Raw genomic sequence first — 23008 nt, 5'->3', positions numbered from 1 at the left:
CGCCCCTCCGGGCTCAACTCTCCGTATCGGCGCGGAGATTGCGCAAGGCCGCCCCACTGCCCGCCTCGGCCGTGTCCCGCTCGGCCTCACCGGAAGCGGGGACTGGGGCGGGGGCGGGGGCCGGAACGGGCGCGGCGGCCGCGTGACGGCGGCGCAGCGCGTTCACCCGCCGCACCACCGGCTCGGTCCAGCGCGCCGTGAGCGGCCCGACGATCACGAGGATCAGCACGTACGCCGTGGCCAGCGGCCCGATACGGGGGTCGGCGCTCGTGGCGAGACCGGCGATGACGATGGAGAACTCGCCGCGCGCCACCAGCGCCCCGCCCGCGCGCAGCCGTCCCGGCACGCCGACCCCGGCGCGGCGCGCCGCGTACCAGCCCGTGAATATCTTGCTGACCGAGGTGACGGCCGCGAGCAGCAGCGCGGGCACCAGCACCGGCGGGATGTCCGAGGGCACGGTCCTGAGCCCGAAGAAGACGAAGAACACAGCGGCGAACAGGTCGCGCAGCGGGCTGAGCAGGCTGCGCGCGTTCTCGGCCGTCTCCCCGGAGAGCGCGATGCCGACGAGGAACGCGCCGACGGCGGCGGAGACCTGGAGCTTCTGCGCGATGCCCGCGATGAGCAGCGTGAGGCCGAGCACGACGAGCAGCAGCATCTCGGGCGTGTCGGAGCTGACGGCGCGGCTGATGACACGCCCGTAGCGCAGCGCGAGGAAGAGCACGATGCCGACGGTGCCGATCGCGATGAGCATGGCGACGCTCGTCCCGGCGAGGCCGAGCCCGGCCACCAGCGCGGTGAGCAGCGGAAGGTAGACCGCCATCGACAGGTCCTCGATGACGAGGACGCCGAGGATGACGGGCGTCTCGCGGTTGCCGAGTCTGCCGAGGTCGGTGAGGACCTTGGCGATCACCCCCGAGGACGAGATCCAGGTGACGCCCGCGAGGGCGACGGCAGCGACCGGCCCCCAGCCGAGCAGCAGCGCGGCGACCGCGCCGGGCACGGCGTTGAGGGTGAAGTCGACGATTCCCGAGGGGTATTGGGTCTTGAGGCTGGTCACCAGCTCGGAGGCGCTGTACTCCAGGCCGAGCAGCAGCAGGAGCAGGATCACCCCGATCTCCGCGCCGACCTCGATGAACTCCTCGCTGGCCGTGAGCGGGAAGATCCCGCCCGACCCGAAGGCGAGGCCGCCCAGCAGGTAGAGCGGGATCGGGGACAGGCCGATGCGCCCGGCGAAGCGGCCGACCAGACCGAGACCGAGGATCACGGTCCCGAGTTCGATCAGCAGGACGGTGGTGTCGTGCACGAATGGCCCTTCATGTTCCGGCCGTCGCCGTTGGGTGTCCGACCCGGTCTGGTCATGGCATGGCACCCACTAGGTGCCGGAGATGATGCGGGTCAGCTCGTCCACGCCCTCCCGGGTGCCGACGGCCACCAGCGTGTCGCCCGCCTCCAGCCGGAAGTCGGGCGTGGGCGAGGGGACGGCCCCGGTGCGGCGCAGCACGGCGACGATGGACGCGCCGGTGCGCGTACGGGCCCGCGTGTCGCCCAGCAGCGCGTCGCTGTACGGCGACTTGCCGGAGACCGGGATGCGTACGGTGACGAGGTCGATCTCCATCTCGCAGGTGCCGAGCTTGGGGTTCTCGCCGGGGGCGAGGATGTCGGCGAGCGACTCGGCCTCGTCCCGGTCGAGCGGGACGGTGGCCTGGCAGGAGTCCGGGTCCTCGGGGTCGTAGAAACCGAGGAACCTGCGGCCGTCCTGATGGGCGACGACGGAGATATGACGGCCCGCACGGGTCGAGATGTCGTACTGCGTGCCGAGCCCCGGCAGTTTGGTGCTCTTGGTCGTCATGGCGGGGGTCCTGCCTCCTCGGGCATGTCACGGAACGGCCGTCTTTCGGCCGAGACCGGGACAGATCGTAACGCCGCGCTTCGTACGTCTGTCCAGGCCGGTCGTTCCGCGGACGCCCCGAGGAGCGGAGGAGCAGCGCGCGAGGGCCCGGCGGGGCCGAGCCGGAGGCCGGGCCGGAAGGCCGGGCCGGAAGCCCGGGCCAGGAGGCTGAGCCGGGAGGCCGAGCGGGGACGCCCGGCCGGGGCGGGAGGGTCAGGCGCCGCCGTCCGCGCCGTCGGGGTCGGCGCGCTCCAGCGCCGGACGGGCTCCCGGCTGTTCCTCGCCCAGCAGCCAGTCGGCCGCGGCGGTGTCCGTCACCAGGCTCGTGACGAGGCCGGAGCGGAGCACGGCACCGACGGCGGCGGCCTTGCGGTGCCCGCCCGCGATCGCGACGACCTCGGGGATCCGGCGCAGCCGCTCGGCCTCGACCGTGATGCACCGCTCGCCGAGGTCCCGGCCGATGCGGCGGCCCTCGGCGTCGAAGAGGTGCGCGGACATCTCGGCGGCGACACCCAGCGAGGAATAGTGGTCGCGCTCCTCGGCGCTGAGCATGTCGTGGACAGTGGAGATGCCCGGCTCCCAGGAGCCGATGGAGACGGCGGCGACCGTGACCTTGTCGAAGTATTCGAAGGCGCGGGCGATCCCCGTCTGGCTGCGCAGCGCCGCGGCCGTGGCGGTGTCGGGCAGCAGCATCGGCGCGTAGATCGGGTGGGCCTCTCCCCCGGCGACCTCGGCCGCGCGGCGTACGGCTTCGACGGACCCCCGGTCCGCCGTCCCCGCGTCGTACACCCCCGTGAGCTGCACGACGGTGCAAGGGGGCAACTGGCGTAGAGCAGTGGCCATATGGATGGTCGAGCGGCCCCAGGCCAGGCCCAGGACGTCGCCGTCGGTGACCAGCTCGCCGAGGAGATCGGCGGCCACCTCGCCCAGGTTCTCGGGGTCGGCTCCGCTGTCGGGGGTGGAGTCGCCCGCCTCGGACGGGGACTCGACGACGACCGCGTGCCGCAGCCCGAAGCGCGCCCGGAGCGCGTCGGAGCGCTCGGCGTCCAGCTCGGCCGGGACGCGGATCTCGATCCGCACCAGGTCGCGTTCGAGCGCGGTCTCCAGGACCCGGGCCACCTTGAAACGGCTGACCCCGAACTCGTCAGCGATCTGGATCTTGGATTTCCCCTCCAGGTAGAAGCGGCGGGCCATGGCCGCCGCCTGCATGAGTTCGGCGGGTCCCATTCGCGTGGCTCGCCCCGACGACACCGCACTCACCTCACTGTCTTGCCGTATTCACGCTGTTGGCGCTTTTGCGCTGCGCGTTCATCCTTGCAGATCCACCCCCGTACAGGGCCGGGGTCAGGGAGTCGTTCAGCTTCCGTTCGCCCGGTGTGCCGCCTCCTCGGCCTGTGCGCGCAGGGCCTCGACGGCCGCCGCGGGGTTCTCCGCACCGTAGACCGCGGAGCCCGCCACGAAGACGTCGGCACCCGCCTCGGCGCACCGCTCGATGGTGGAAGCCGAGACTCCGCCGTCGACCTGGAGCCAGAGCTGGAGACCGTGCTTCTCGATGAGCTGCCGCGTCCTGCGGATCTTGGGCAGCATGATGTCGAGGAACGCCTGCCCGCCGAAGCCCGGCTCCACCGTCATGACCAGCAGCATGTCCAGCTCGGGCAGCAGGTCCTCGTACGGCTCGACCGGCGTGGCGGGCTTCAGCGCCATCGAGGCCCGTGCCCCCTTCGCCCGGATCTCCCGCGCGAGCCGCACGGGCGCCGCCGCGGCCTCCGCGTGGAACGTGACGGACCCGGCCCCCGCCTCGACGTACTGCGGGGCCCAGCGGTCCGGCTCCTCGATCATCAGGTGGCAGTCCAGCGGGGTGTCCGTCGCCTTGGCCAGGGCGTCGACGACGGGGACGCCGAGCGTCAGGTTCGGGACGAAGTGGTTGTCCATCACGTCCACATGGAGCCAGTCGGCGCCGTCCACCGCCTTGGCCTCGTCGGCGAGCCGGGCGAAGTCGGCGGACAGGATGCTGGGGTTGATCTGAGCCATGGGTCCAGTATCTCGTGTGTGCGGGCGGAATGATCAGGCGGTACGCGCTCGGACAGTACGCGGTGCGGGCGCGGGCGGCACGGGCAGCCCGCCTCAGGCCGTACGGCGCAGCAGCGCGAGGTACATCGCGTCGGTGCCGTGCAGATGCGGCCAGAGCTGTACGTCGGGGCCGTCGCCGAGCGCGGGGACGCCGGGCAGCAGCGGGCGGGCGTCGATCATCTCGGCGGCGCTCCCTTCGCCCCCTTCGCCCCCGTCCTTGCCGCCTGGCGCCCTGAGGACATCGTCGACGACGGCGCGGGTCTCGGCCAGATGCGGCGAGCACGTCACGTACGCCACGACGCCGCCCACCCGGACCGCGCGCAGCGCCTCGCGCAGCAGGCCCCGCTGGAGCGGCGCGAAGCCCTCCAGGTCCTCGGGACGGCGCCGCCAGCGCGCCTCGGGCCTGCGGCGCAGCGCGCCGAGACCGGTGCAGGGCACATCGGCCAGCACCCGGTCGAACGTCCCGGGCCGCCACGCGGGCCGCGTGCCGTCGGCCGTGACCACCGTGTACGGGCCCGGGTTCCCCTCCATCGCACGGGCGACGAGACGGGCACGGTGCGGCTGCTTCTCGGCGGCGACCAGCGAGGCGCCCCGCTCCGCGGCGAGCGCCCCGAGTAGGGCCGCCTTGCCGCCGGGGCCCGCGCAGGTGTCGAGCCAGCGCTCGTCCCGGCCGTCCACGGGCGCGTTCGCGAGCGCGAGCGCGACGAGCTGACTGCCCTCGTCCTGCACCCCGGCCCGGCCCTCGCGCACGGCGCCGAGCGCGCCGGGCTCGCCGCCCTCGGCGAGCCGCACGGCGTACGGCGACCAGCGGCCGGGCTCGGCCTCGTCGGCGGCGTCCAGCAGCTCGTCGGCGGTGGAGCGGCCGGGGCGGGCGACGAGGGTGACCTCCGGGCGCGCGTTGTCGGCGTCCAGCAGCTCCTCGATCCCCGCGCGCCCGCCGCCCAGCGCGTCCCACAGCGCGGAGACGACCCAGCGGGGGTGCGCGTGACGGAGGGCGAGGTGCTCCTCGGCGTCCTCGTCGTAGGGCGGCGCCACACGGTCGAGCCAGCCGTCGAGGTCGTCGGCGGCGATCCGGCGCAGCACCGCGTTCACGAACTTGGCGCGGCCGTCCCCGAGCACCACCCGCGCCAGCTCCACGGTGGCACTGACGGCGGCGTGCCGGGGAATGCGCGTACCGAGCAACTGGTGCGCGCCGAGCGAGAGCACGTCCAGCACGGGCGGATCGACCTCACGCAGCGGCCGGTCCACGCACTCCGCGATCACGGCGTCGTACGTGCCCTGGCGGCGCAGCGTCCCGTACACCAGCTCCGTCGCGAGCGCGGCGTCCCGCACCTCGAAACCTTCCTGCTCCCGCGCCTTCTTCAACAGCGGCGGCAGCACGAGGTTGGCGTACGCGTCACGCTCGTCCACGGCGCGCAGGGCCTCGAAGGCGAGGATCCGGACGGGGTCCTTGCGGGGGCGGCGGTAGGGCTTCGCGGGTTTCGCCGATTTCGCGGGATTCGCGGGATTCGCGGGTCGTCGTGACCGAGTGCTCACGGGTAAAGGTGCTCCGGGGTGGGTGTGATGTGACTCCCCACCCTACGTCCGCCCCCGCCCCGCCTGCCGGGCGGCGAGGGGCAGGCGGTGGTCGGGTCGGGGCCACCTCAGTGGAGGCGGTCGCCCTCCTCGATCCGTGCGCCGCGGGCCCAGTCCGTGGCGCGCATCGGCTTCTTGCCCTGCGCCTGCACCCAGTCCAGCGCGATCGGGTGCGAGCCCGTGCCCACGTGCACGGCCTTCTTCCCGACGGCCAGCTCCCCCGGCGCCAGGCCCTCGGGCCCGTCGGGGGCGAGGGCCACGGAGCGGACCTTGAGCCGTTCGTCGCGGAAGCCGGTCCACGCCCCGGGCGCGGGCGTACAGGCGCGCACGACGCGGTCCACGCGCAGCGCGGGCGCCGTCCAGTCGATACGGGCGTCCTCGACCGAGATCTTCGGCGCGAGGGAGACCCCGTCCTCCGTCTGCGGAACGGCCTGGAGGCTGCCGTCCTCGATGCCGTCCATCGTGGCGGCCAGCAGTCCGGCACCCGCGAACGCGAGCCGCGTCAGCAGGTCGCCGCTGGTGTCGGTGACCCGTACGTCCTCGGTCACCACCCCGTACACCGGGCCGGAGTCCAGGCCCTCCTCGATGAGGAAGGTGGAGGCGCCGGTGACCTCGTCGCCCGCGAGCACCGCGTGCTGCACCGGCGCGGCGCCGCGCCAGGCAGGGAGCAGCGAGAAGTGCAGATTGACCCAGCCCCGGGCGGGCACGTCGAGGGCGACGCGCGGCAGGAGCGCGCCGTAGGCGACGACGGGGCAGCAGTCCGGACCGATCTCGCGGAGCCGCGCGAGGAAGTCCTCGTCGCGGGGGCGCGTCGGCTTGAGTACCTCGATGCCCGCCTCCTCCGCGCGCTGGGCGACGGGGCTGGGCACGAGGTGGCGTCCGCGTCCGGCCCGCGCGTCGGGCCGGGTCACGACGGCGACGACCTCGTGCCGGTCCGAGGCGATCAGGGTATCGAGCGCGGGAACGGCGACCTCGGGGGTGCCTGCGAAGACGAGCCTCATCGGTGGCGAACTACCTCTCGCGAACGGCGGTGACGGGGTGGGCATAAACGTCGGGCAGACGTCGGCCAGATGTCGGCCAGACGTCGGGTGTGGCGGAAAACGCCTGGAAGACAGCCCAGTTTAAGGTCAGCGCCGTGCTCCCGCCCGAGGGGCGTACGGAACGCTGTGCGCCCTCCGCACACCTCCCCCACGCCCCCACACCGTGACCAGAGAGACCGTTTTGGCGTTGGTCAAGTCAGATTGACCGAATCGGGTCGCTAGCAGCACTCAGCGGCTCCGGGGGCCGCTTCGCGGCACCTCAGCAACAACAGCCCTTTTCAGCCGGTTCGAGAGGCTTCTTCATGGCCGACCACGCAACCCATGACGCCCAGGCGCGGGCCAGCCTGCATCTTCTGGTGCGGGACATCGAGCGGGTCCGCCGACAGGTGGACGCGCTGCGTACGCTCACGGCGCAGCTCGGCAATGTCTACCGCCCGCGGCGCACCGGCCCGTCCGCGGGCTTCGTCGTCTACGGCCGCGCCCCCGCGCCGACCGTCAGGCTCGCCCAGGAGCTACGGGACAGCGTCGAGACGCTGGTGACCGCCGCGGTGGACTTCGACCGCTCGCTGGGCTTCTCCTGGGACGCGGTGGGTTCGGCACTGGGGGTCACCAAGCAGGCGGTGCACCGCCGGTACGGCTCGCGGCGCGGGACCGCGCGCAACTCCCCGGAGACGGCCGACGCCACGGCCCCCGCGACCACCCCGGCGGCGGCCCCCGCTCCGGCGGGCGCCCCGCGCTCCCCGGAGACGGTGCCCGCGGCGGCGCGTCCCGTCGTCCCCGCCGTGCCGGGGGTCCCGGCACCCGGCGGACCACGGCCCACCCCCTCGGTGCCCGCGGCACGCTCCATGCCGACGCAGCCGTCACAGGCCGGCCCCCCGCAGGAACCCCGCCCGGGCGCACTCCCGGGCCCCCGCAACGGCTGACCCCACCGAAGGGCCCGTCCGGCCAGTCCGGCCAGCAAATCCGGCCCCGGGCCCGGTCCTCAGGCTCGATCGGCAGGTCCGGCCAGCAGATCCGGCCCCGGACCCAGTCCGCAGGTCCGGTCGGCAAGTCCGGCCCCCGGGCCCAGCCCGCGGGTCCGGCCGACGGGCCGGGCGCCGGCCGAGCTGGCCGCGCCACAGGTCCAGGTCCGGTCAGCGGGCCGGGCCCTGAGGTCCAGCCCGCGGGCCCGGTGCCGACTGAGCGGGCCTAGCCCGCAGGTCCGGCCCGCAAACTCGGTCCGCGTGGTCCGGTGCCCCGTAAGTTGACCGCGCCCGCTGACCCGGTCCACGGTCCAGTGCCGACGAAGTTGACCGAGCCCGCGGGTCCGGCCTGGGGTCCGGTGCCGACCGACTCCATCCCCGCCCCGCCCCTTCTCCCCTCGTTCCTCCTCCCCCGCTGCCCCCGGCGTCCCCCAGACGCCGGGGGCAGCCCTCTGCGCGCTGCACTTCCGGGGCCGCCTCCGATCGCTCCGGTCCGACTCAGGCTTACCCGGAGCCGACTCCGCGGTCCCCGGTCCGGCTCCGGGCCGGCCCCAGTTCAGCCCCAGGCCGGGCCCCGGGTGGCTCCGCTCGGTGGCCACGAACGGGCCCCGAGCTAGCCCCAGTCCGGCCCTGGGGGTGGCTCCGGTCAGTGGCCACGGGCGCTGGCCCGGTCCGGCCGTGGGCCGGCCACGGACCCGGTCCCGGGTCCGGGTCCGGGTCCGGGCCGACTCCGGATGGCCCCGGTCCGGCCCTGGGCCGACCAGGGACCGGGCCCCGGCTCCGGGTCCAGGTCTGGGCCCGGACCCGAGTCCGGCCAGTTCCGGTCCGTGGCCACGGGCCGACCACAGGCCCGCCCCTCGCCCCCCGAGAACGACCGGCCCGCCTCGTCTCAGCCGATGTCCGGCGGATCGATACGGATGTGGGCCGCGGGCCCCTCCCTGCGCGTCAGCCGTGACACCAGTGCCGTCTTGAGCGAGGCCGCGAGCGCCGCGCCGCTGCCGGTCGGCACGCGTACGAGCGCTCTCTCCCAGCGCTCGCCGGGCGGTGGGTCGCCGGGACGGCGCGGCTGGCCCCGCTCGACCACCGGCAACGGGACGGGCCCCAACACCTCGGCCTGCTCCGGCAGTTCGGCCGAGGCGAGCAGCGCCGTGACCGCCTCGGGCGGTCCCGTCACCGCCGCCATGCGGGACACCGGAGGGAAGCCCAGCTCCGCCCGGTCGGCCAGCTCGCGCCGGGCATGGCCCACCGGGTCCCACCGCACCAGGGCTTGCACAGGCCGCAACGTCTCCTCCGCCACGATCACCACGCTGCCGCCCTCCCCCTGCGGCCGTACGAGCGATGCCGCGCCCAGCCAGCGCCGCAACGCCTCCTCCCCTGCCCGCAGATCGGGCCGCCCCAGCAGCGCCCAGCCGTCCAGCAGCAACGCCGCCGCGTAACCGGGCCCTGCCTCCGGAACTGGCTCGGCCCCCGGCGTCGACACGATCAACGCGGGCCTGTCCGGCACGGTGTCCAGCACATGATCGCCCCCGGACGTCCGCACCGGCACGGCCGGAAACGCCCGCCCCAGCTCCTCCGCCGTACGCCGCGCACCGAACACCCGGCCCCGCAACCGCACTCCCCCGCACTCCGGGCACCGCCAGTCCGGCACACCCCGCGCGCACCAGCCGCACCGCAACTCCGCGCCCTCCCCCGCCGCTTCGAGCGGCCCGGCGCAGTGCGGGCAGCGCGCGGGCTCGCGGCAGCGCTCGCAGGAGAGCCGGGGCACATAGCCCCGCCGGGGCACCTGGACCAGGACAGGGCCGCGCTCCAGACCGTCCCGCGCCACGTTCCACGCCAGGCTCGGCAACCGGGCGCTCCGGGCCGCGACGTCCCGCGCCTCATCCCGGTCACCCACAGTGCGGACCAGCGGCGCCACGGCCCGGACGACGGAACGGTCCGCGACGAGGGGCCGGGCGAAGCCCGACTCCACGAGCTGCGCCGCCTCGACCGTGCACCCGTGCGCCCCGAGGAGGAAGGCGGCCTGCTCGGTGACCGCGCGCTGGAGCAGCACCTCGCGGGCGTGCGGCTGGGGGGCGTGGTCGTCGCTGTGGCTGCCGTCGCCGTCGTCCCAGATGGCGACCAGCCCCAGATTCCGCACGGGGGCGAACATCGCCGCCCGCGTCCCCACCACGGCCCGCACCGCGCCCCGGTTCACCGCGAGCCACCGCTCGTACCGCACCTCGGGCCCGGCATCGGCGGTGAGCACCACATGGTGGTCGCCGCCGATGAGCGCGGTCAGCGCCGCGTCGACGCGTGCGGCGGCCTTGCCGTCGGGGAGCACCGCGAGCGCCCCACGCCCGGAGGCCAGCGTGGCCACCAGAGCCCGCGCCAACTCGTCCGCCCAGCTCTCCCTTCCGGGCAACGCGGTCCACACCGCCCGGGGCGCCTCCTTCCCGGCCAGCGCCGCCAGGAACGCCTCCCCCTGCTCGTACCGCCCCCAGCCTCCCGGCTCCGGGGGCTTCGGCCTCGGCCGGCGCTTGGGCGAGGGCTTGCGCTCGGCCCTCGCCCGCCGGGGCGGCACGGCCAACTGCACGACGTCGGCGAGCGATCCCGCATACCGGTCCGCGACCGCCCGGCAGAGCTGGAGCAGCCCCGGACCGAGCACGGGCTCCGGCGACAGCACCTGGGCGAGGGGAGCGAGCTTGCCGGTGAAGTCCGAGTCGGCCCGCCGCTCGACGATGAACCCGTTGGTGAGCTTCCCCCCTTCCCTGCGCCCCTCGCGCTCCCCGGCGCCGAACCGCACCCGGACCCGGACGCCCGGCTGTGCCTCCTCATCCATGGCGGCCGGAACCGCGTAGTCGAAATAGCGGTCGAGGTGGACGAGTCCCTTGTCGACCAGGACCCGCGCCACGGGGAGGCCGGACGCCAGCTCGGCGCCCCGCCAGGTGCGGGGCTTGGCCTTCGGGGGCTGCTGCCGCTTCTTGTGCTCCCGCACGGTCTCGCGGATGAGCGCGAGCTGCTCGGGCGCCTCGGATCCCTGGTGCGGCTCGTGCGGCGCGGGCTGCTCGTGTGACTCGTGCGGCTTGTGTGGCTCGGGCTGCTCGGGCCCAGCCCCGCTCCCGTCCGGCGCCTGCTCTCCCCGTCGCTCATCGTCCCTGCTCACAGCCCCAGTATTAACAGACACCGCTGACACCTTCGCCCGGACCGCCCACCGCCGCCCCCCTCTACCTAACCTCGCCTCCTCCCGTCACGATCCACTCGCGCCGCCCTCGCTCCTCCTCCGCTCCTGCTCTACTCGTGCTCTACTCCTGCTCTGCGGCGGCCCGGGTGCGGCTGCGCCCCGCGACCGTACGTCCGCGTCCTTCGCCGCGTACCGGGACAGGGACCGGCAGGTCCCGTATCAGCAGCAGGGCGGCGAGCGCGAGGCCTCCGCCGATGACTCCCGTCCAGGCCACGGTCGAGCCGATCACCGAGGCGGTCGCGGTCGCGGTGGCCGAGCCACCGCTCGGAGCCGCACCGCTCCCGTGATGCGAGGCAGTCGAGGCGATCAGGGACTGGGCGACTGCCAGGCCGAAGGCGCCGCCTATCTGCTTGGTGAGTGCCGAACCGGCCGTCGCGCTGCCCATGTCGGCTCGCGGAACACAGCTCTGGGTGGCGATGGTCAGGCCGCCCATCGCCGGGCCCGTTCCCAGTCCGGCCAGCAGGAGCCAGACGCAGGTGAGGGCGACGGGCGTGGCCTCGTCCAGCGCGAAGAACGCGCCCGTGCCGACCGTCAGCAGTCCCGCCCCCGCCAGCAGCACGGGCCGTGCCTCGCCGCTGCGCAGCACCGCTGCCGCCGTCAGCCTGTTCCCCAGCGCCATGCCGCCGAGCAAGGGCAGCAGCATCAGCCCGGAGACGGTGGCCGAACTCCCGCGTACGTACTGGAAATAGAGCGGCAGCAGGACCCCCATCGGCAACGCGGCGAGCTGGAAGAAGAACCCGGCGCTCAGCAGCGCGGCGTAGGTGCGGCGGCGGAACAGGCGCGGTGGCAGGACCGGCACCTCGGCCCGCCGCTCGACGGGCACCAGCAGGGCCAGCAGCGCGAGCCCCGCCAGCAGGCTCATCGCGACCACCGGGTCGCCCCATCCGGGGAGCCGCCCGTCCACCGGATTGCCCTTCAGGCTGAGCCCGGTGAGGGTGAGCGACAGCCCGGCGGCGAGCACCAGGATCCCCGCCGTGTCGAGCCGCCCCGAAGGCGCCGGGCCCGGCCGCCGCTCCGGAAGAACGACGGCCAGCACCGCCGCGGCCGCTGCCCCCAACGGCAGGTTGAGCCAGAACGCCCAGCGCCAGTCGGCGTGGTCGGTCAGCAGCCCTCCGACCAGCGGGCCGCCGAGCAGGCCGAGGACCATCATCACGCCCAGCACGCTCTGCATCCGGATCATGCCGCTCGTCCGGTCGGGCGGATACAGGTCCCGGACGAGTGCCATCCCGAGCGTCAACAGTGCCCCGGCGCCGAGCCCTTGCACCGCGCGGGCCGCGATCAGCGCCGGCATCGATCCGGCCAGCCCGCACGCGAGCGAGCCGACGAGGAAGACGCCGAGCCCCGCGAGGAGCAGCCTTCTTCGCCCATAGAGGTCCGAGAAGCGCCCGTACACGGGCACGCTCACCGATGACGTGAGCAGATAGGCGGTGACCAGCCACACGTACCAGGAGTCCGTCCCGCCGACCTGCTCCACAATGCGGGGCAGCGCCGTGCCGATCACGGTGCCGTCCAGCATGGCGAGGAACGCGCAGCTCAGCAGGGCGAGTGTGACGAGCCGCTTGCGTGCCCGCCCTAATCCCTCGTACGCCCCGTCCGGGGGCGGCGGAGCGGCCTCGGCCCCCGGCGTCCGCTCCGGCCCCGGATCCCCCCTCTCCCCGCTCACAACGCGCCCTCCCCCTCCCCCTCGCCCGGCACTCCGGGCCTCGTCAACGCCCCGTACAGGAACAGCTCGACCAGCTCTTCCATGCTCAACGGCTCGGGGGCGCCTGGCCGTCCGGTCGACATCAGGAACATCTGGAACGCGTCCGCCAGCCGCTCCGGCGACAGCCGCAGCCTCTCCCTGTCCGGCTCGAACAGCGCCGCGAGTGCCGCCCGCGGAGCCGCGAGCCCCGCCTCGCGGTCCGGCGGGCTCCCGCCCTCCCCGGGTGGCTGCCGCGACAGCTTCCCCGCCGCGGCCAGCGCCCCGGCCACGTCCCCTATCCGGTTCATGTACCCCCGCATGACCTCGGCGGCCTCGGTCAGCCGCCCGGCCAGCGGCTGGTCCAGCGACACCCCCTCCAGGTGCACCACGGTGTCGTCCGGCCGCACGACCTCCTCCATACAGGCCGCCAGCAGCGCGTCCTTGTCCTCGAACGCGCGGAAGATCGTCCCCTCCCCGATCCCCGCGGCGCGCGCGATCTTCGCCGTCGTCACCGCCGCCCCGTACTCCACCACCAAGGGCAGCGCCGCGGTCACGATCATCGCCCGCCGCTGATCAGGACTCATCGCGGGCGCCCGGCGCCGCGCAGGTGTCTCAGCCATGCCTCAAGAGTACGGAGTGAGTACTCACTCCGTCAATGACGCACCCTCGACTGCCCGCCGGATTTCCTGTTGCCTGCGGAAAGGGGAAACGGGAAACACCCCCTCGCGCCTTGTTGGTCCGGGCCGCCTGCCCCACGCTGACTTCCGGTGACCGGCTGCTGCCCGGAGAAGAGAGACGGAGGTCGAAGTGGACCAGCAGCCGCTCCCGTTCGGACCGGAGCTCCGGAGACTGCGCCTCGCGGCGGGCATCTCCCTCAGCCGCCTCAGCGCCCTCGTGCACTACAGCAAGAGCCATCTCAGCAAGGTCGAACGCGGCCTCAAGCCGCCCAGCCGCGCCCTGGCCCGGCTCTGCGACACCGCCCTCCACGCGGACGGCACTCTCGCGGAACTGGCCCCGGTCCGCCCCGCGCCCGGCCCGCAGCACTCCACCGCCCCACCCGGCTCCCCAGGAGCCACCGCCCCTCACCCCGGCATGCGCGACGCCGCGTACGAAAGCGCGGGCGAAGACGCGTACGAAGACGACCAAGATGACGAAGGCGAGGTATGGCTGATGCATCTCTCCGCCGAAGGCCCGAGCTGGTTCCAGCCCGTGGGCCGGAGAAAGCTCATGGCCGCGGGAGCCGCCTCCGTCATTCCGCTCGGCCTCGGCCACAGCGACGGCCACGGGGCTCCGCGGGGCGACAGCTCGGCCCTGATCGGCTCGGCACGCGCCCTCTTCGACCAGTACCGTCAGCTCGGCCAGTCAGCGGGGCCCCAGCTCATCCTCCCGCCGCTCATCGCGCAGACCCACGCACTCCGGGAGCTGGCTTCCCGGAGCGGATCCCGCACGCGCAAGGAGCTCCTCGCCCTCGCCTCACGGTACGCGGAGTACGTCGGCTGGCTCGTCCAGGAATCGGGGGACGACCGGGGCGCGTTGTGGTGGACGGAGCGCGCCGTACGCCTCGCCGAGGCGGGCGGCGACCACGATCTCGCCGCGTACGCCCTCGTCCGGCGTGCCCTCATCACCCTCTACCGTGACGACGCGGGCCAGACCGTCGAACTCGCGCGGCACGCACGGGAGAAGGCCGGCCCGTACCGCGTTCGCGGACTCGCCGCGCAGCGCGAGGCGCAGGGACACGCGCTCGGCGGCGACTACGACGCGTGCATGCGCTGCCTCGACCAGGCCCGGGATCTCCTCGCCCGCGCCGATGAGCAGGCGGACACCCGGGACGGCGCCCCCGTCATCGGTCCCACCGCCCTCTCCGATCCCGTCACGATGATCACCGGGTGGTGCCTCCACGACCTCGGCCGTCCCGGTGAGGCGGCCGAGATCCTCGATCGAGAAACGGCCGGGCTCCCCGAAGACGCCCTGCGCTCCCGGGCCCGTTACGGCCTCCGCCGTGCCCTGGCGCACGCCGAGGCGGGCGAGATCGATCACGCGTGCGCCCTCACCGAGGCGCTCGTTCCCGCGACCGAAGCGGTCGCCTCGGCCACGATCGCCGTCGACCTGCGTCGCCTCGCCCACGCGTTCGCCCGACGCCCCACCTCCGCCACTCGCGCGCTGGCCCCCTGGCTCGCCAGCCGTCCCTGACCCTGTCCGCTCACCAAGACCCATGGGAGAAACCGCATGCCCGAGATCTTCCTCAACTACCGCACCGGCGACGGCGAGAAGACCGCTGCGGCTCTCGAACGCGAACTGTCCCACCGGTTCGGCGGCGATCACGTCTTCCGCGCCAGCAAGTCCATCCGTCCCGGCGAGGTCTTCGACGAGAGTCTGCTGACGAACGTACGGCGCAGCAGTGTCTTCGTCGCCGTGGTCGGCCCTCGTTGGCTCGACGCCCCCGACCCCTCCGATCGGGCCCGTCGAGCGCTGGAGAACAAGGACGACTGGGTCCGCAGGGAGATCCTGGAAGCGTTCCGCTGCGCTCTTCCCGTCGTCCCCGTGCTCGACGGAAGGACCATGCCGCGGCTGAACCGTGCGGCCCTGCCGCCCGCTCTGGCCCGGCTCGCGGACCGCCAATCGCTCCGCCTCGACATGCAGCGCGGATCCGCTGACTTCCTGCACATCGGTGACGAACTGGCGGCGCTCGTCCCGCGCCTGGCCGAACTCGACGCGTCCCGCGCCGCGGAGGCCGCACCGGGTGACGGCACCGTCTCGAACACCATGCGCGCCCCGAGCGGCCCCTCCGTCCAGGCGGGCCGCGACATGCACGGCAACGTGGCCGGAACGGTGATCGATGGAGCTTCCGGCCCAGTCCACGCGGGCCAGGGCGACCTGAACCACCGCACCATGCGCTTCGAGGGCGAGAGCACGACGTACTTCGAGAACGCCGAGAACAACCGGTTCACCCAGAACTTCGGCGGCCGCCGGCCCCGAGGGACCGACGAGGACGACACATGACCGGCAGCGGCCGCTACTCCGCACCGCACGTCAACGACCCGCGAGGCCCGGTCCACACCGGTCCCGGAGACATGTACGTCACCATGCTCCAGCAGGCGGGGATCGACGCCGCCCGCACTGCGGGCTCCGACCCCCGTCGCCTCGCGGAGGACTACCTGCGCTGGCGCGCCCGGCGCTTCGTCGCACCGGACAGGCTCGGAGACGCGCGCGACACCCTGCTCGACCGTCACCTAGTGATGCTCACGGGCGACCCCGGCGTCGGCAGGCACTGCGCCGCCGCCATGTTGCTGCACGAACTCCGGGAAACGCGCGGCAGCTTTCACGAACTGCTCGACCAGAGCGAGGAGGAGAGCAGCGGCAGGGCGCTCGATCCGGGGCATGTGGGGGACGGCGACCGGCTGCTGCTCGATCTCGTGCATCTGGCCGACCACAATCGTCGCGCTGTCCTCAAGGAACTGGACGGCTTCCTGGCGACCGTGCGGGAACGGGGCGCGTACATGGCAGTCGTGCTGCCCTCGGAAGAGGAGGCCTCGGTCCCTCCCGAACACCTCGCCCTCACCGTACGCGTGGGGCGGCCGGACGGACGCGAGGTGCTGCTCCGGCATCTGCACCAGGAAGGCATCCATCCCAGCGACACCGAACTGGCGCTCGGTGAACTCCCGCAGTTCCTGGAGCGCGAGAGCATGGAGCGCATCGGCGCCCTGGCGCTGCGCATCCGCCGGGCGCGGCAGCGCGAGGGCGAGCATCCCGGCTTCGGCGGGTGGCTGAGAACGGCGGTCAAGGCTCTTTCCCCCAGCGACACCGAAGTGGCCAAGTGGCTGGCCGACACCGGTGAGGGCCCTCAGAGGGCTCTGCTCCTGACGACCGCGTTCCTCCACGGCGCGCGCCCCGACACGGTGCACCGGGCCGCGCATACGCTGGTCGAACTGGCACGCCATCCTCAGGAGGACACCCCGCTCCTCGCGCATGAGCCCCTCGCCACCCGCCTCCGCGCCGTTCACGCGAGCACCGGCGACGGCGGCCGCGTCTTCCTGGAGGGGATGGACTACGACCAGATCGTGCGCACGCACGGCTGGAACAACTTTCCCGCCATGCGCCCCACCCTGCGCGCATGGGTGGCCCAGATCGCCACCGCACCCTGGCTGGCCCATGACGAACGCGCCGGCCTCGTACGACGCTTCACCGAACAGTGGCTGCGCACCGAACGGCCCGAGGAGCTCAGGGAGCTCCCGGAGAACTGGGCGAAGCACCAGTCGGAACGGCTCGGCAGGCCCTCGGCGTCCCAGCTACTCCGGGTCGCCGTCCTCCACGAACGGCACGGAGGCCACTTCCGCCGCATGCTGTACGACTGGTCGTGCGACAGCAAGCAGGGGCCCGGCCTCGCACACGTCCTCATCGGCATCTGCGAGACGGTCCTGCTGACCCGGTATCCGGATCAAGCCATGATCCGGTTGCGCCACCTTGCACGGAACGAGCACCTCTCCGTACGGGAATCGGCGCGCGTGGCCCTCACCAGCGTCACCCGTGACGACCGTCTCCACTGGCGCTTGATGGAGCGCCTGCAGCCGGACTCCCCCCGGTACGGCGCGGCGGACAGCGAGCTCTTCCTGCACCTGGCGGAACCCGCCCGCCTCCTCACTCCGGCACGCCGCGGGGACCCGCTCATCGCCTCGGCGTCCGTCCGTGCCCAGCTCGCCGCGCACTGGCACGCCGTACGGCGGCGGGCGCCCGCCGCGGACTGGTCCTCTCGCGAGCTGAGCTGGCTGGATGCCGCTCGCGTCGAGGGGCCGCACAGCGAGCTGCTGCTCGACGTCCTCGTCGACTCCTGCGAGGGCGACGCGACGGCCGCCAGCCGCCTCTACGTGGTGACCCGTGACTGGGCCGCCCGGAGGCCGTCCGCCGACCAGGACGCCGCCGCCATGACCCTCACCCGCGTGCAGACCCGTATCCGTACCGCGCTCGGCATCGGCCGCCGTCCTTCCTCCTTCCGTCCCTCCTCATGAACCGGGAGACAGAGCCATGAGTTCCGGCCACAGGACGCTGACGGTCTTCCTCACCGTCATCACCGGGCTGTTCCTGACCATCGTCGGGCTGTACGCGCACTGGCCGCCCTGGGCATGGGCCACCGCGGGGGCCGCGCTGCTGGTGTTCGCGCTCCTCGCCGGGAAGCTGACCGCCCCTCGGACGGACCCGCTCTCCCGGACGTACGGACCGGAGCCCGACCTCCCCGTGCCGCCTCGGGAGCACCGCGAACAGCGCGTCCACGATGTGGCCCTGTCCAGTTCCGTGCCCGACTACGACTTCCTGCTGTCCGCCACCGTTCGCTGGTGCCCGGTGGAGGCGCATCCGGACGCTCCTCCGATCAGCCCCGGCGGCCTGGCGGTCGGCGCCGTGCTGGACTGGGCCCGGCACATCACGGTGAAGCTGCCCCCGCACCGCGCCTCCTTCGCGCAGCACCAACTCGAAGGAGCGCTGGGGACGATGCGTCCGGACCCCACGGGCCGGCTGCTGGTCATGGCCGAGAACATCACGCTCACACTGTCCGAGGAGGATTCCCGACGGCTGGCCCGGCTCTCGACCGTCCGCAAGGACGAGGCGCTGTGGGAGCACGAGCGCAAGTGGGAACGCAGCAAACGCGCGTACCTGGGCGAGGACGTGCTCAGGAACACAGGAAGCGCCGTCGTGTGGTGGCTCGCGAAGAACGACGACCAGATCCAGAAGACCGTCGACGACATCGGTGTGCTGGCACAGCTCACGTCGGCGGCCAACAACCAGAACGTCCCGGACGAGTTCGCGCACATGGTGCCGCATCCCCTGCCGGAACCGGCACCCCCGCCCCTGGGCCCCCCGTACTCCGGCAACGGCTTCGCCCACTCCGAGCCGCCCTTCGGGGACAGCCCCTCGACGAACGGCGCTGCGCCTCCACCGCCGGACGCGTCGGACCTGTTCGCCGACATGATGCACGCGATGGGCTTCTCGCCGGGTGACGGAGAGGCCGCGTACATCGCCGAGGAGCACGCCGCCAACCTGGACGCCTTCGGGCGGAACGACGAGGCACGCCGGATCCGCGAGCGCTTCAACTCCCCGCCTCCGCCGCCGGACGAAGCGACCGAGGACCCCGAGGAGGAGTCCCAGCAGGAATAGGTTCGGCAAGAGAAGACGCGCCCGAGGTCAGGACGGCTGGGGCCCCGCCCGTAGGCGCTGGCATGCCTTCGACCACTCGGCCACGACCGGTCCCGTTGCCCTCCGAGGAGGAGATCCCTCCGAGGAGGACACCCCTCCGGGGAGGGGACGACGGGGCGGTGGCGGGATTCGAACCCGCGAGGAGACTCGGTCTCCGATGAAGTAGCCCCTGCCTTCGCACCGGGCGCGTCCGGGATGACTCTATGCCGGAGGCCCGGCATCCCGCCAGCGTGGGATGCCGGGCCCCGGCAGGAGAACTCAGGCGTGCGGCTAGATGCCGACCGCCTTGCGGAGGGCCTCCACGCGGTCCGTGCGCTCCCAGGTGAAGTCCGGGAGGGCGCGGCCGAAGTGGCCGTACGCCGCGGTCTGGGCGTAGATCGGGCGGAGCAGGTCGAGGTCGCGGATGATCGCGGCCGGACGGAGGTCGAAGACCTCGGAGATGGCCTGCTCGATCTTCTCGACGTCCACCGTGGCCGTGCCGAAGGTCTCGACGAAGAGACCGACGGGCTCGGCCTTGCCGATCGCGTACGCCACCTGGACCTCGCAGCGGGAGGCGAGGCCGGCCGCGACGACGTTCTTGGCGACCCAGCGCATCGCGTACGCCGCGGAGCGGTCGACCTTGGACGGGTCCTTGCCGGAGAAGGCACCGCCGCCGTGGCGGGCCATGCCGCCGTAGGTGTCGATGATGATCTTCCGGCCGGTGAGACCCGCGTCACCCATCGGGCCGCCGATCTCGAAGCGGCCCGTCGGGTTGACGAGCAGCCGGTAACCCTCCGTGTCGAGCTTGATGCCCTCGTCGACCAGGGCCTTCAGCTCGGGCTCGACGACGAACTCGCGGATGTCGGGCGCGAGCAGCGAGTCGAGGTCGATGTCGGCGGCGTGCTGCGAGGAGACGACGACGGTGTCCAGGCGGACGGCCTTGTCGCCGTTGTACTCGATGGTGACCTGCGTCTTGCCGTCGGGGCGCAGGTACGGGATGGTCCCGTTCTTGCGGACGGCCGAGAGGCGCTCGGAGAGCCGGTGCGCCAGCGTGATGGGCAGCGGCATGTACTCGGACGTCTCGTCGCAGGCGTAGCCGAACATCAGGCCCTGGTCGCCGGCGCCCTGCTTGTCGAGCTCGTCGTCGTCGCCCTCGACCCGCTTCTCGTAGGCGGTGTCGACGCCCTGCGCGATGTCGGGCGACTGCGCGCCGATCGATTCGGAGACACCGCACGAGGCGCCGTCGAAGCCCTTCTTCGACGAGTCGTAGCCGATGTCGAGGATCTTGTTGCGCACGAGCGCCGGAATGGGCGCGTACGCCTTGGTCGTCACCTCTCCGGCCACGTGGACGAGGCCGGTGGTGATCAGCGTCTCGACGGCGACCCGCGAGTGGGGGTCCTCCTTGAGAAGGGCGTCGAGGATGGTGTCGCTGATCTGGTCAGCGATCTTGTCAGGGTGACCCTCGGTCACGGATTCCGAGGTGAACAAGCGGCGCGACACATCGCTCCCTGGGGTTGCAGCGGCTGCTGGCTGAACATGGGGCGGACCGGTCGGGGGCTGCGCCCAAGCACGGTCCGCGGCCAGTTTATCCATCTCCACCGGCATCCAATCACGGACTCTCGAACTCCGAGACGACCATGACCAGCCCAATCCGAACTTCAGCACCATCCACGGCGGGCCCGCAATCCCGATAAATGGTGGCGTGTCGGTCGTCGGCGGAACGGGTCAAGAGCGCCCTTCCGGCCCCGTTCGACGGAATCCGGCCTACTCGGGAAAACGTTCGGCGACGAGGTCCCAGACCGTGTCGGCGAGGGTCTCCTTCGGGCCGTACGGCACCGTCGTCTCGCTGCCGTCGGCGCCCAGGACGACCGCCTCGTTCTCCTCGGCGCCGAAGGTCTTGCGCTCCCCCACCTCGTTCACGACGAGGAGGTCGCAGCCCTTCGCGGCGAGCTTGGCGCGGCCGTGCGCGAGCACGTCGTCGGTCTCGGCGGCGAATCCGGCGACCACCTGCCCGGCGCGCGGCCGCGCGCCCGACAGCTCGGCCAGGATGTCCGGATTCCGGACGAGCTCCAGCGGCTCCGGCTCCGCCCCGCCCTCCTTCTTCTTGATCTTGCCGGGGGCGTAGACGGCGGGCCGGAAGTCGGCGACCGCGGCCGCCATCACCACCGCGTCGGCGTCCACCGCGGCCTTGAGGACGGCGTCCCGCAGCTCCAGGGCGGTGCCGACGGGGACGACGTCCACGCCCGCGGGGTCGGGCAGCGCGCTGTTCGCGGAGAGGAGCGTGACGCGGGCGCCGCGCGCCGCGGCCGTACGCGCCAGGGCGTACCCCTGCTTGCCGGAGGAGCGGTTGCCGAGGAAGCGGACGGGGTCGAGCGGCTCGCGGGTGCCGCCGGCGCTCACGACGACGTGCCGGCCCGCGAGATCGGTCACATGCCGGTCACTCTCGGTCACGCTCCGCTCCCGCGCGAGCACCGCGCGGCAGAAGTCGAAGATCGCGTCGGGGTCCGGGAGCCGCCCCTTGCCGGTGTCCACGCCGGTGAGGCGGCCGACGGCGGGCTCGATGACGAGGGCGCCGCGGCGGCGCAGCGTGGCCACGTTCTCCCGGGTGGCCGGGTGCTCCCACATCTCGGTGTGCATCGCGGGGGCGAAGACGACCGGACATCGCGCGGTGAGCAGCGTGTTCGTCAGCAGGTCGTCGGCGAGGCCGTGGGCGGCCTTGGCGAGCAGGTCGGCGGTCGCGGGCGCGACGACGACGAGGTCGGCGCCCTTGCCGATGCGGACGTGCGGGACGTCCTCGACGGACTCCCAGACCTCCGTGGAGACGGGGTGGCCGCTCAGCGCGGCCCAGGTGGCCTCCCCCACGAAGTGGAGCGCCGACTCCGTCGGCACGGCCCGTACGTCATGGCCGCTCTCGGTCAGCCGCCGCAGCAGCTCGCACGCCTTGTAGGCCGCGATGCCGCCGCTCACACCCAGGACGACCTTCGGCTTCTCCGTCACTCGTCTCTCCCCACACGCGGTTGCTAGGTCTCCATGACACACCAGGGGCCCGGCAGCCGCGCTGCCGGGCCCCTGGTGAGGAGTGTGCTACTGGCCGACCGTGGCCGGGGCCTCGACGGCCTCGGAGGTCAGCAGGCCCGCGTTGATCTCGCGGAGCGCGATCGAGAGCGGCTTCTCGTGCACGTGGGTGTCCACCAGCGGGCCGACGTACTCGAGGAGGCCCTCGCCGAGCTGCGAGTAGTACGCGTTGATCTGACGGGCGCGCTTGGCGGCGTAGATCACAAGGCTGTACTTCGAGTCGGTGGCCTCAAGCAGCTCATCAATCGGCGGGTTGATGATGCCCTCGGGCGTGGTGATGGAAGAGGACACGCTCTGCCTTCCGAAGTGGTTGAAGAGAGAGTGATCGATTCCGGGGCTCTTCCGGCCGCCTCGCGGCACGGGGGATCAGCGGGAATCAATCAATACGCATCAAGGCTAGCAGCTCAGCGCTGACGGCCTCGACGGAGGTGTTGACCAGGGTGGTGTCGAACTCGGCCTCGGCCGCCAGCTCGGTGCGGGCGGCCTCCAGCCTGCGCTCGATGACCTCGGGCGGCTCGGTGCCGCGGCCCGTCAGCCGCCTGACCAGCTCTTCCCAGCTCGGCGGAGCCAGGAAGACCAGTCGGGCGTCGGGCATGGACTCCCGGACGAGACGGGCGCCCTGGAGGTCGATCTCCAGCAGAACGGGTTCTCCCCGCTCCAGATGTTCGAGAACGGCCTGCCGGGGCGTTCCGTACCGGTTGCCCGCGAACTCGGCCCATTCGAGCAGCTCACCATTGGCGACGAGCTTGTCGAACTCCTCGTCGTCCACGAAGAAGTACTGCACCCCGTGACGTTCGCCGGGGCGGGGCCTTCGGGTGGTGGCGGAGACGGAGAGCCAGACCTCGGGATGGGCCTTGCGCATGTGAGCGACGACCGTGCTCTTGCCGACCCCGGAGGGACCGGAGAGCACGGTCAGCCGCGATGTGCCGACCGGGGGTGCCGGGGTCTCCCCCCGGGGAACTGCAGAACTCATGCAGTGATTATCCCGGTTCCCGGGAGTGCCTGGTACCTCAGGCGTTCGCGCCGCCGAACTCGCGCTCCAGGGCGGCGATCTGGTTGGAGCCCAGCCCGCGCACGCGGCGGCTCTCGGAGATCCCGAGACGCTCCATGATCTGCTTGGCGCGGACCTTGCCGACGCCGGGCAGGGACTCGAGCAGCGCCGAGACCTTCATCTTGCCGATGACATCGTTCTCCTGGCCCTGCTTGATGACCTCGTGAAGGGATGCGCCGGAGTGCTTCAGCCGGTTCTTGACCTCGGCGCGCTCCCGGCGAGCCGCGGCGGCCTTTTCGAGCGCGGCTGCGCGCTGTTCAGGGGTAAGGGGCGGAAGAGCCACG

19 protein-coding genes are annotated in these 23008 nt (G+C 72.9%); 5 read left to right on the top strand and 14 right to left on the bottom strand.

Annotation, left to right across the window (positions count from 1 at the left end; all coding sequences use genetic code 11):
* Window positions 1-13: 13 nt before the first annotated feature.
* The 6 genes from ABD343_RS38845 to fmt all read right to left on the bottom strand — a co-directional run bounded on the left by ABD343_RS38845 (window position 14) and on the right by fmt (window position 6534).
* Complete coding sequence (locus tag ABD343_RS38845; protein WP_344535390.1) at window positions 14-1303, bottom strand: cation:proton antiporter; 1290 nt, start codon at window positions 1301-1303, stop codon at window positions 14-16.
* A gap of 69 nt (window positions 1304-1372) precedes the next feature.
* Window positions 1373-1849 carry a cation:proton antiporter regulatory subunit gene (locus ABD343_RS38840; RefSeq protein ID WP_344535388.1) on the bottom strand — a complete coding sequence of 159 codons (477 nt, stop codon included), beginning with the start codon at window positions 1847-1849 and terminating at the stop codon, window positions 1373-1375.
* 252 nt (window positions 1850-2101) lie between these two features.
* Entirely contained in the window at window positions 2102-3115 is a 1014-nt protein-coding gene (locus ABD343_RS38835) for a sugar-binding transcriptional regulator (RefSeq protein ID WP_344535387.1), read from the bottom strand.
* A gap of 129 nt (window positions 3116-3244) precedes the next feature.
* The gene (rpe, locus tag ABD343_RS38830) at window positions 3245-3919 is read right to left on the bottom strand and encodes a ribulose-phosphate 3-epimerase (RefSeq protein WP_344535385.1); all 675 of its coding nucleotides are present in this window, start codon (window positions 3917-3919) and stop codon (window positions 3245-3247) included.
* Between the two features lie 93 nt (window positions 3920-4012).
* Window positions 4013-5494 (bottom strand): RsmB/NOP family class I SAM-dependent RNA methyltransferase, encoded by a 1482-nt coding sequence (locus ABD343_RS38825; RefSeq protein ID WP_344535383.1) that lies wholly within the window; start codon window positions 5492-5494, stop codon window positions 4013-4015.
* A gap of 107 nt (window positions 5495-5601) precedes the next feature.
* Complete coding sequence (gene fmt, locus ABD343_RS38820) at window positions 5602-6534, bottom strand: methionyl-tRNA formyltransferase (protein WP_344535381.1); 933 nt, start codon at window positions 6532-6534, stop codon at window positions 5602-5604.
* 341 nt (window positions 6535-6875) lie between these two features.
* On the opposite strand from fmt, the gene ABD343_RS38815 reads away from it, so the two are divergent.
* Window positions 6876-7496, top strand: a complete 621-nt coding sequence (locus ABD343_RS38815; protein WP_344535379.1) for a hypothetical protein — start codon at window positions 6876-6878, stop codon at window positions 7494-7496.
* A 928-nt stretch (window positions 7497-8424) separates the two neighbouring features.
* Here the strand turns inward: ABD343_RS38815 and ABD343_RS38810 are convergent.
* The 3 genes from ABD343_RS38810 to ABD343_RS38800 form a co-directional block, all read right to left on the bottom strand.
* Complete coding sequence (locus ABD343_RS38810; RefSeq protein WP_344535377.1) at window positions 8425-10677, bottom strand: primosomal protein N'; 2253 nt, start codon at window positions 10675-10677, stop codon at window positions 8425-8427.
* A gap of 139 nt (window positions 10678-10816) precedes the next feature.
* A complete protein-coding gene (locus ABD343_RS38805) occupies window positions 10817-12418 on the bottom strand; it encodes an MFS transporter (RefSeq protein ID WP_344535376.1) in 1602 nt (533 codons plus the stop codon).
* Complete coding sequence (locus ABD343_RS38800; protein WP_344535374.1) at window positions 12415-13056, bottom strand: TetR/AcrR family transcriptional regulator; 642 nt, start codon at window positions 13054-13056, stop codon at window positions 12415-12417. Before ABD343_RS38800 ends, ABD343_RS38805 begins: the two co-directional genes overlap by 4 nt.
* Window positions 13057-13243: 187 nt before the next feature.
* On the opposite strand from ABD343_RS38800, the gene ABD343_RS38795 reads away from it, so the two are divergent.
* The 4 genes from ABD343_RS38795 to ABD343_RS38780 are packed head-to-tail and all read left to right on the top strand — an operon-like array spanning window position 13244 to window position 18580.
* Window positions 13244-14626, top strand: coding sequence for an NsdA family TPR-like regulatory protein (locus ABD343_RS38795; RefSeq protein ID WP_344535372.1), 1383 nt, complete (start codon window positions 13244-13246; stop codon window positions 14624-14626).
* Between the two features lie 36 nt (window positions 14627-14662).
* Window positions 14663-15436: a toll/interleukin-1 receptor domain-containing protein gene (locus ABD343_RS38790; protein ID WP_344535370.1), complete on the top strand. Its 774-nt coding sequence runs from the start codon at window positions 14663-14665 to the stop codon at window positions 15434-15436.
* Window positions 15433-17439, top strand: a complete 2007-nt coding sequence (locus tag ABD343_RS38785) for a hypothetical protein (RefSeq protein WP_344535368.1) — start codon at window positions 15433-15435, stop codon at window positions 17437-17439. Before ABD343_RS38790 ends, ABD343_RS38785 begins: the two co-directional genes overlap by 4 nt.
* Window positions 17440-17455: 16 nt before the next feature.
* Window positions 17456-18580 carry a hypothetical protein gene (locus tag ABD343_RS38780; RefSeq protein WP_344535366.1) on the top strand — a complete coding sequence of 375 codons (1125 nt, stop codon included), beginning with the start codon at window positions 17456-17458 and terminating at the stop codon, window positions 18578-18580.
* 309 nt (window positions 18581-18889) lie between these two features.
* Here ABD343_RS38780 and metK read toward each other — a convergent pair whose 3' ends face one another.
* The 5 genes from metK to ABD343_RS38755 form a co-directional block, all read right to left on the bottom strand.
* Window positions 18890-20098, bottom strand: a complete 1209-nt coding sequence (gene metK / locus ABD343_RS38775) for a methionine adenosyltransferase (RefSeq protein WP_344535364.1) — start codon at window positions 20096-20098, stop codon at window positions 18890-18892.
* A 264-nt stretch (window positions 20099-20362) separates the two neighbouring features.
* Entirely contained in the window at window positions 20363-21595 is a 1233-nt protein-coding gene (gene coaBC / locus ABD343_RS38770) for a bifunctional phosphopantothenoylcysteine decarboxylase/phosphopantothenate--cysteine ligase CoaBC (protein WP_344535362.1), read from the bottom strand.
* Window positions 21596-21682: 87 nt separating this feature from the next.
* Complete coding sequence (gene rpoZ / locus ABD343_RS38765; RefSeq protein ID WP_344535360.1) at window positions 21683-21964, bottom strand: DNA-directed RNA polymerase subunit omega; 282 nt, start codon at window positions 21962-21964, stop codon at window positions 21683-21685.
* 85 nt (window positions 21965-22049) lie between these two features.
* Window positions 22050-22646 (bottom strand): guanylate kinase, encoded by a 597-nt coding sequence (gene gmk / locus ABD343_RS38760; protein WP_344535358.1) that lies wholly within the window; start codon window positions 22644-22646, stop codon window positions 22050-22052.
* A 37-nt stretch (window positions 22647-22683) separates the two neighbouring features.
* Window positions 22684-23007: an integration host factor gene (locus ABD343_RS38755; protein WP_019356158.1), complete on the bottom strand. Its 324-nt coding sequence runs from the start codon at window positions 23005-23007 to the stop codon at window positions 22684-22686.
* Window position 23008: the final 1 nt, after the last annotated feature.

The organism is Streptomyces albiaxialis (genome assembly GCF_039530985.1).
GTDB lineage: Bacteria > Actinomycetota > Actinomycetes > Streptomycetales > Streptomycetaceae > Streptomyces > Streptomyces albiaxialis.
Note: the sequence above shows the minus strand (reverse complement) of the source record. Positions and strands in the feature narration are given on the sequence as shown.

Excerpts from the sequence above, each read along its gene's own strand:
- ABD343_RS38840 (WP_344535388.1), bottom strand. The coding sequence starts at position 1,849 with ATGACGACCAAGAGCACCAAACTGCCGGGGCTCGGCACGCAGTACGAC.
- ABD343_RS38835 (WP_344535387.1), bottom strand. The coding sequence starts at position 3,115 with ATGGGACCCGCCGAACTCATGCAGGCGGCGGCCATGGCCCGCCGCTTC.
- rpe (WP_344535385.1), bottom strand. The coding sequence starts at position 3,919 with ATGGCTCAGATCAACCCCAGCATCCTGTCCGCCGACTTCGCCCGGCTC.
- fmt (WP_344535381.1), bottom strand. The coding sequence starts at position 6,534 with ATGAGGCTCGTCTTCGCAGGCACCCCCGAGGTCGCCGTTCCCGCGCTC.
- ABD343_RS38815 (WP_344535379.1), top strand. The coding sequence starts at position 6,876 with ATGGCCGACCACGCAACCCATGACGCCCAGGCGCGGGCCAGCCTGCAT.
- ABD343_RS38800 (WP_344535374.1), bottom strand. The coding sequence starts at position 13,056 with ATGGCTGAGACACCTGCGCGGCGCCGGGCGCCCGCGATGAGTCCTGAT.
- ABD343_RS38790 (WP_344535370.1), top strand. The coding sequence starts at position 14,663 with ATGCCCGAGATCTTCCTCAACTACCGCACCGGCGACGGCGAGAAGACC.
- ABD343_RS38785 (WP_344535368.1), top strand. The coding sequence starts at position 15,433 with ATGACCGGCAGCGGCCGCTACTCCGCACCGCACGTCAACGACCCGCGA.
- ABD343_RS38780 (WP_344535366.1), top strand. The coding sequence starts at position 17,456 with ATGAGTTCCGGCCACAGGACGCTGACGGTCTTCCTCACCGTCATCACC.
- gmk (WP_344535358.1), bottom strand. The coding sequence starts at position 22,646 with ATGAGTTCTGCAGTTCCCCGGGGGGAGACCCCGGCACCCCCGGTCGGC.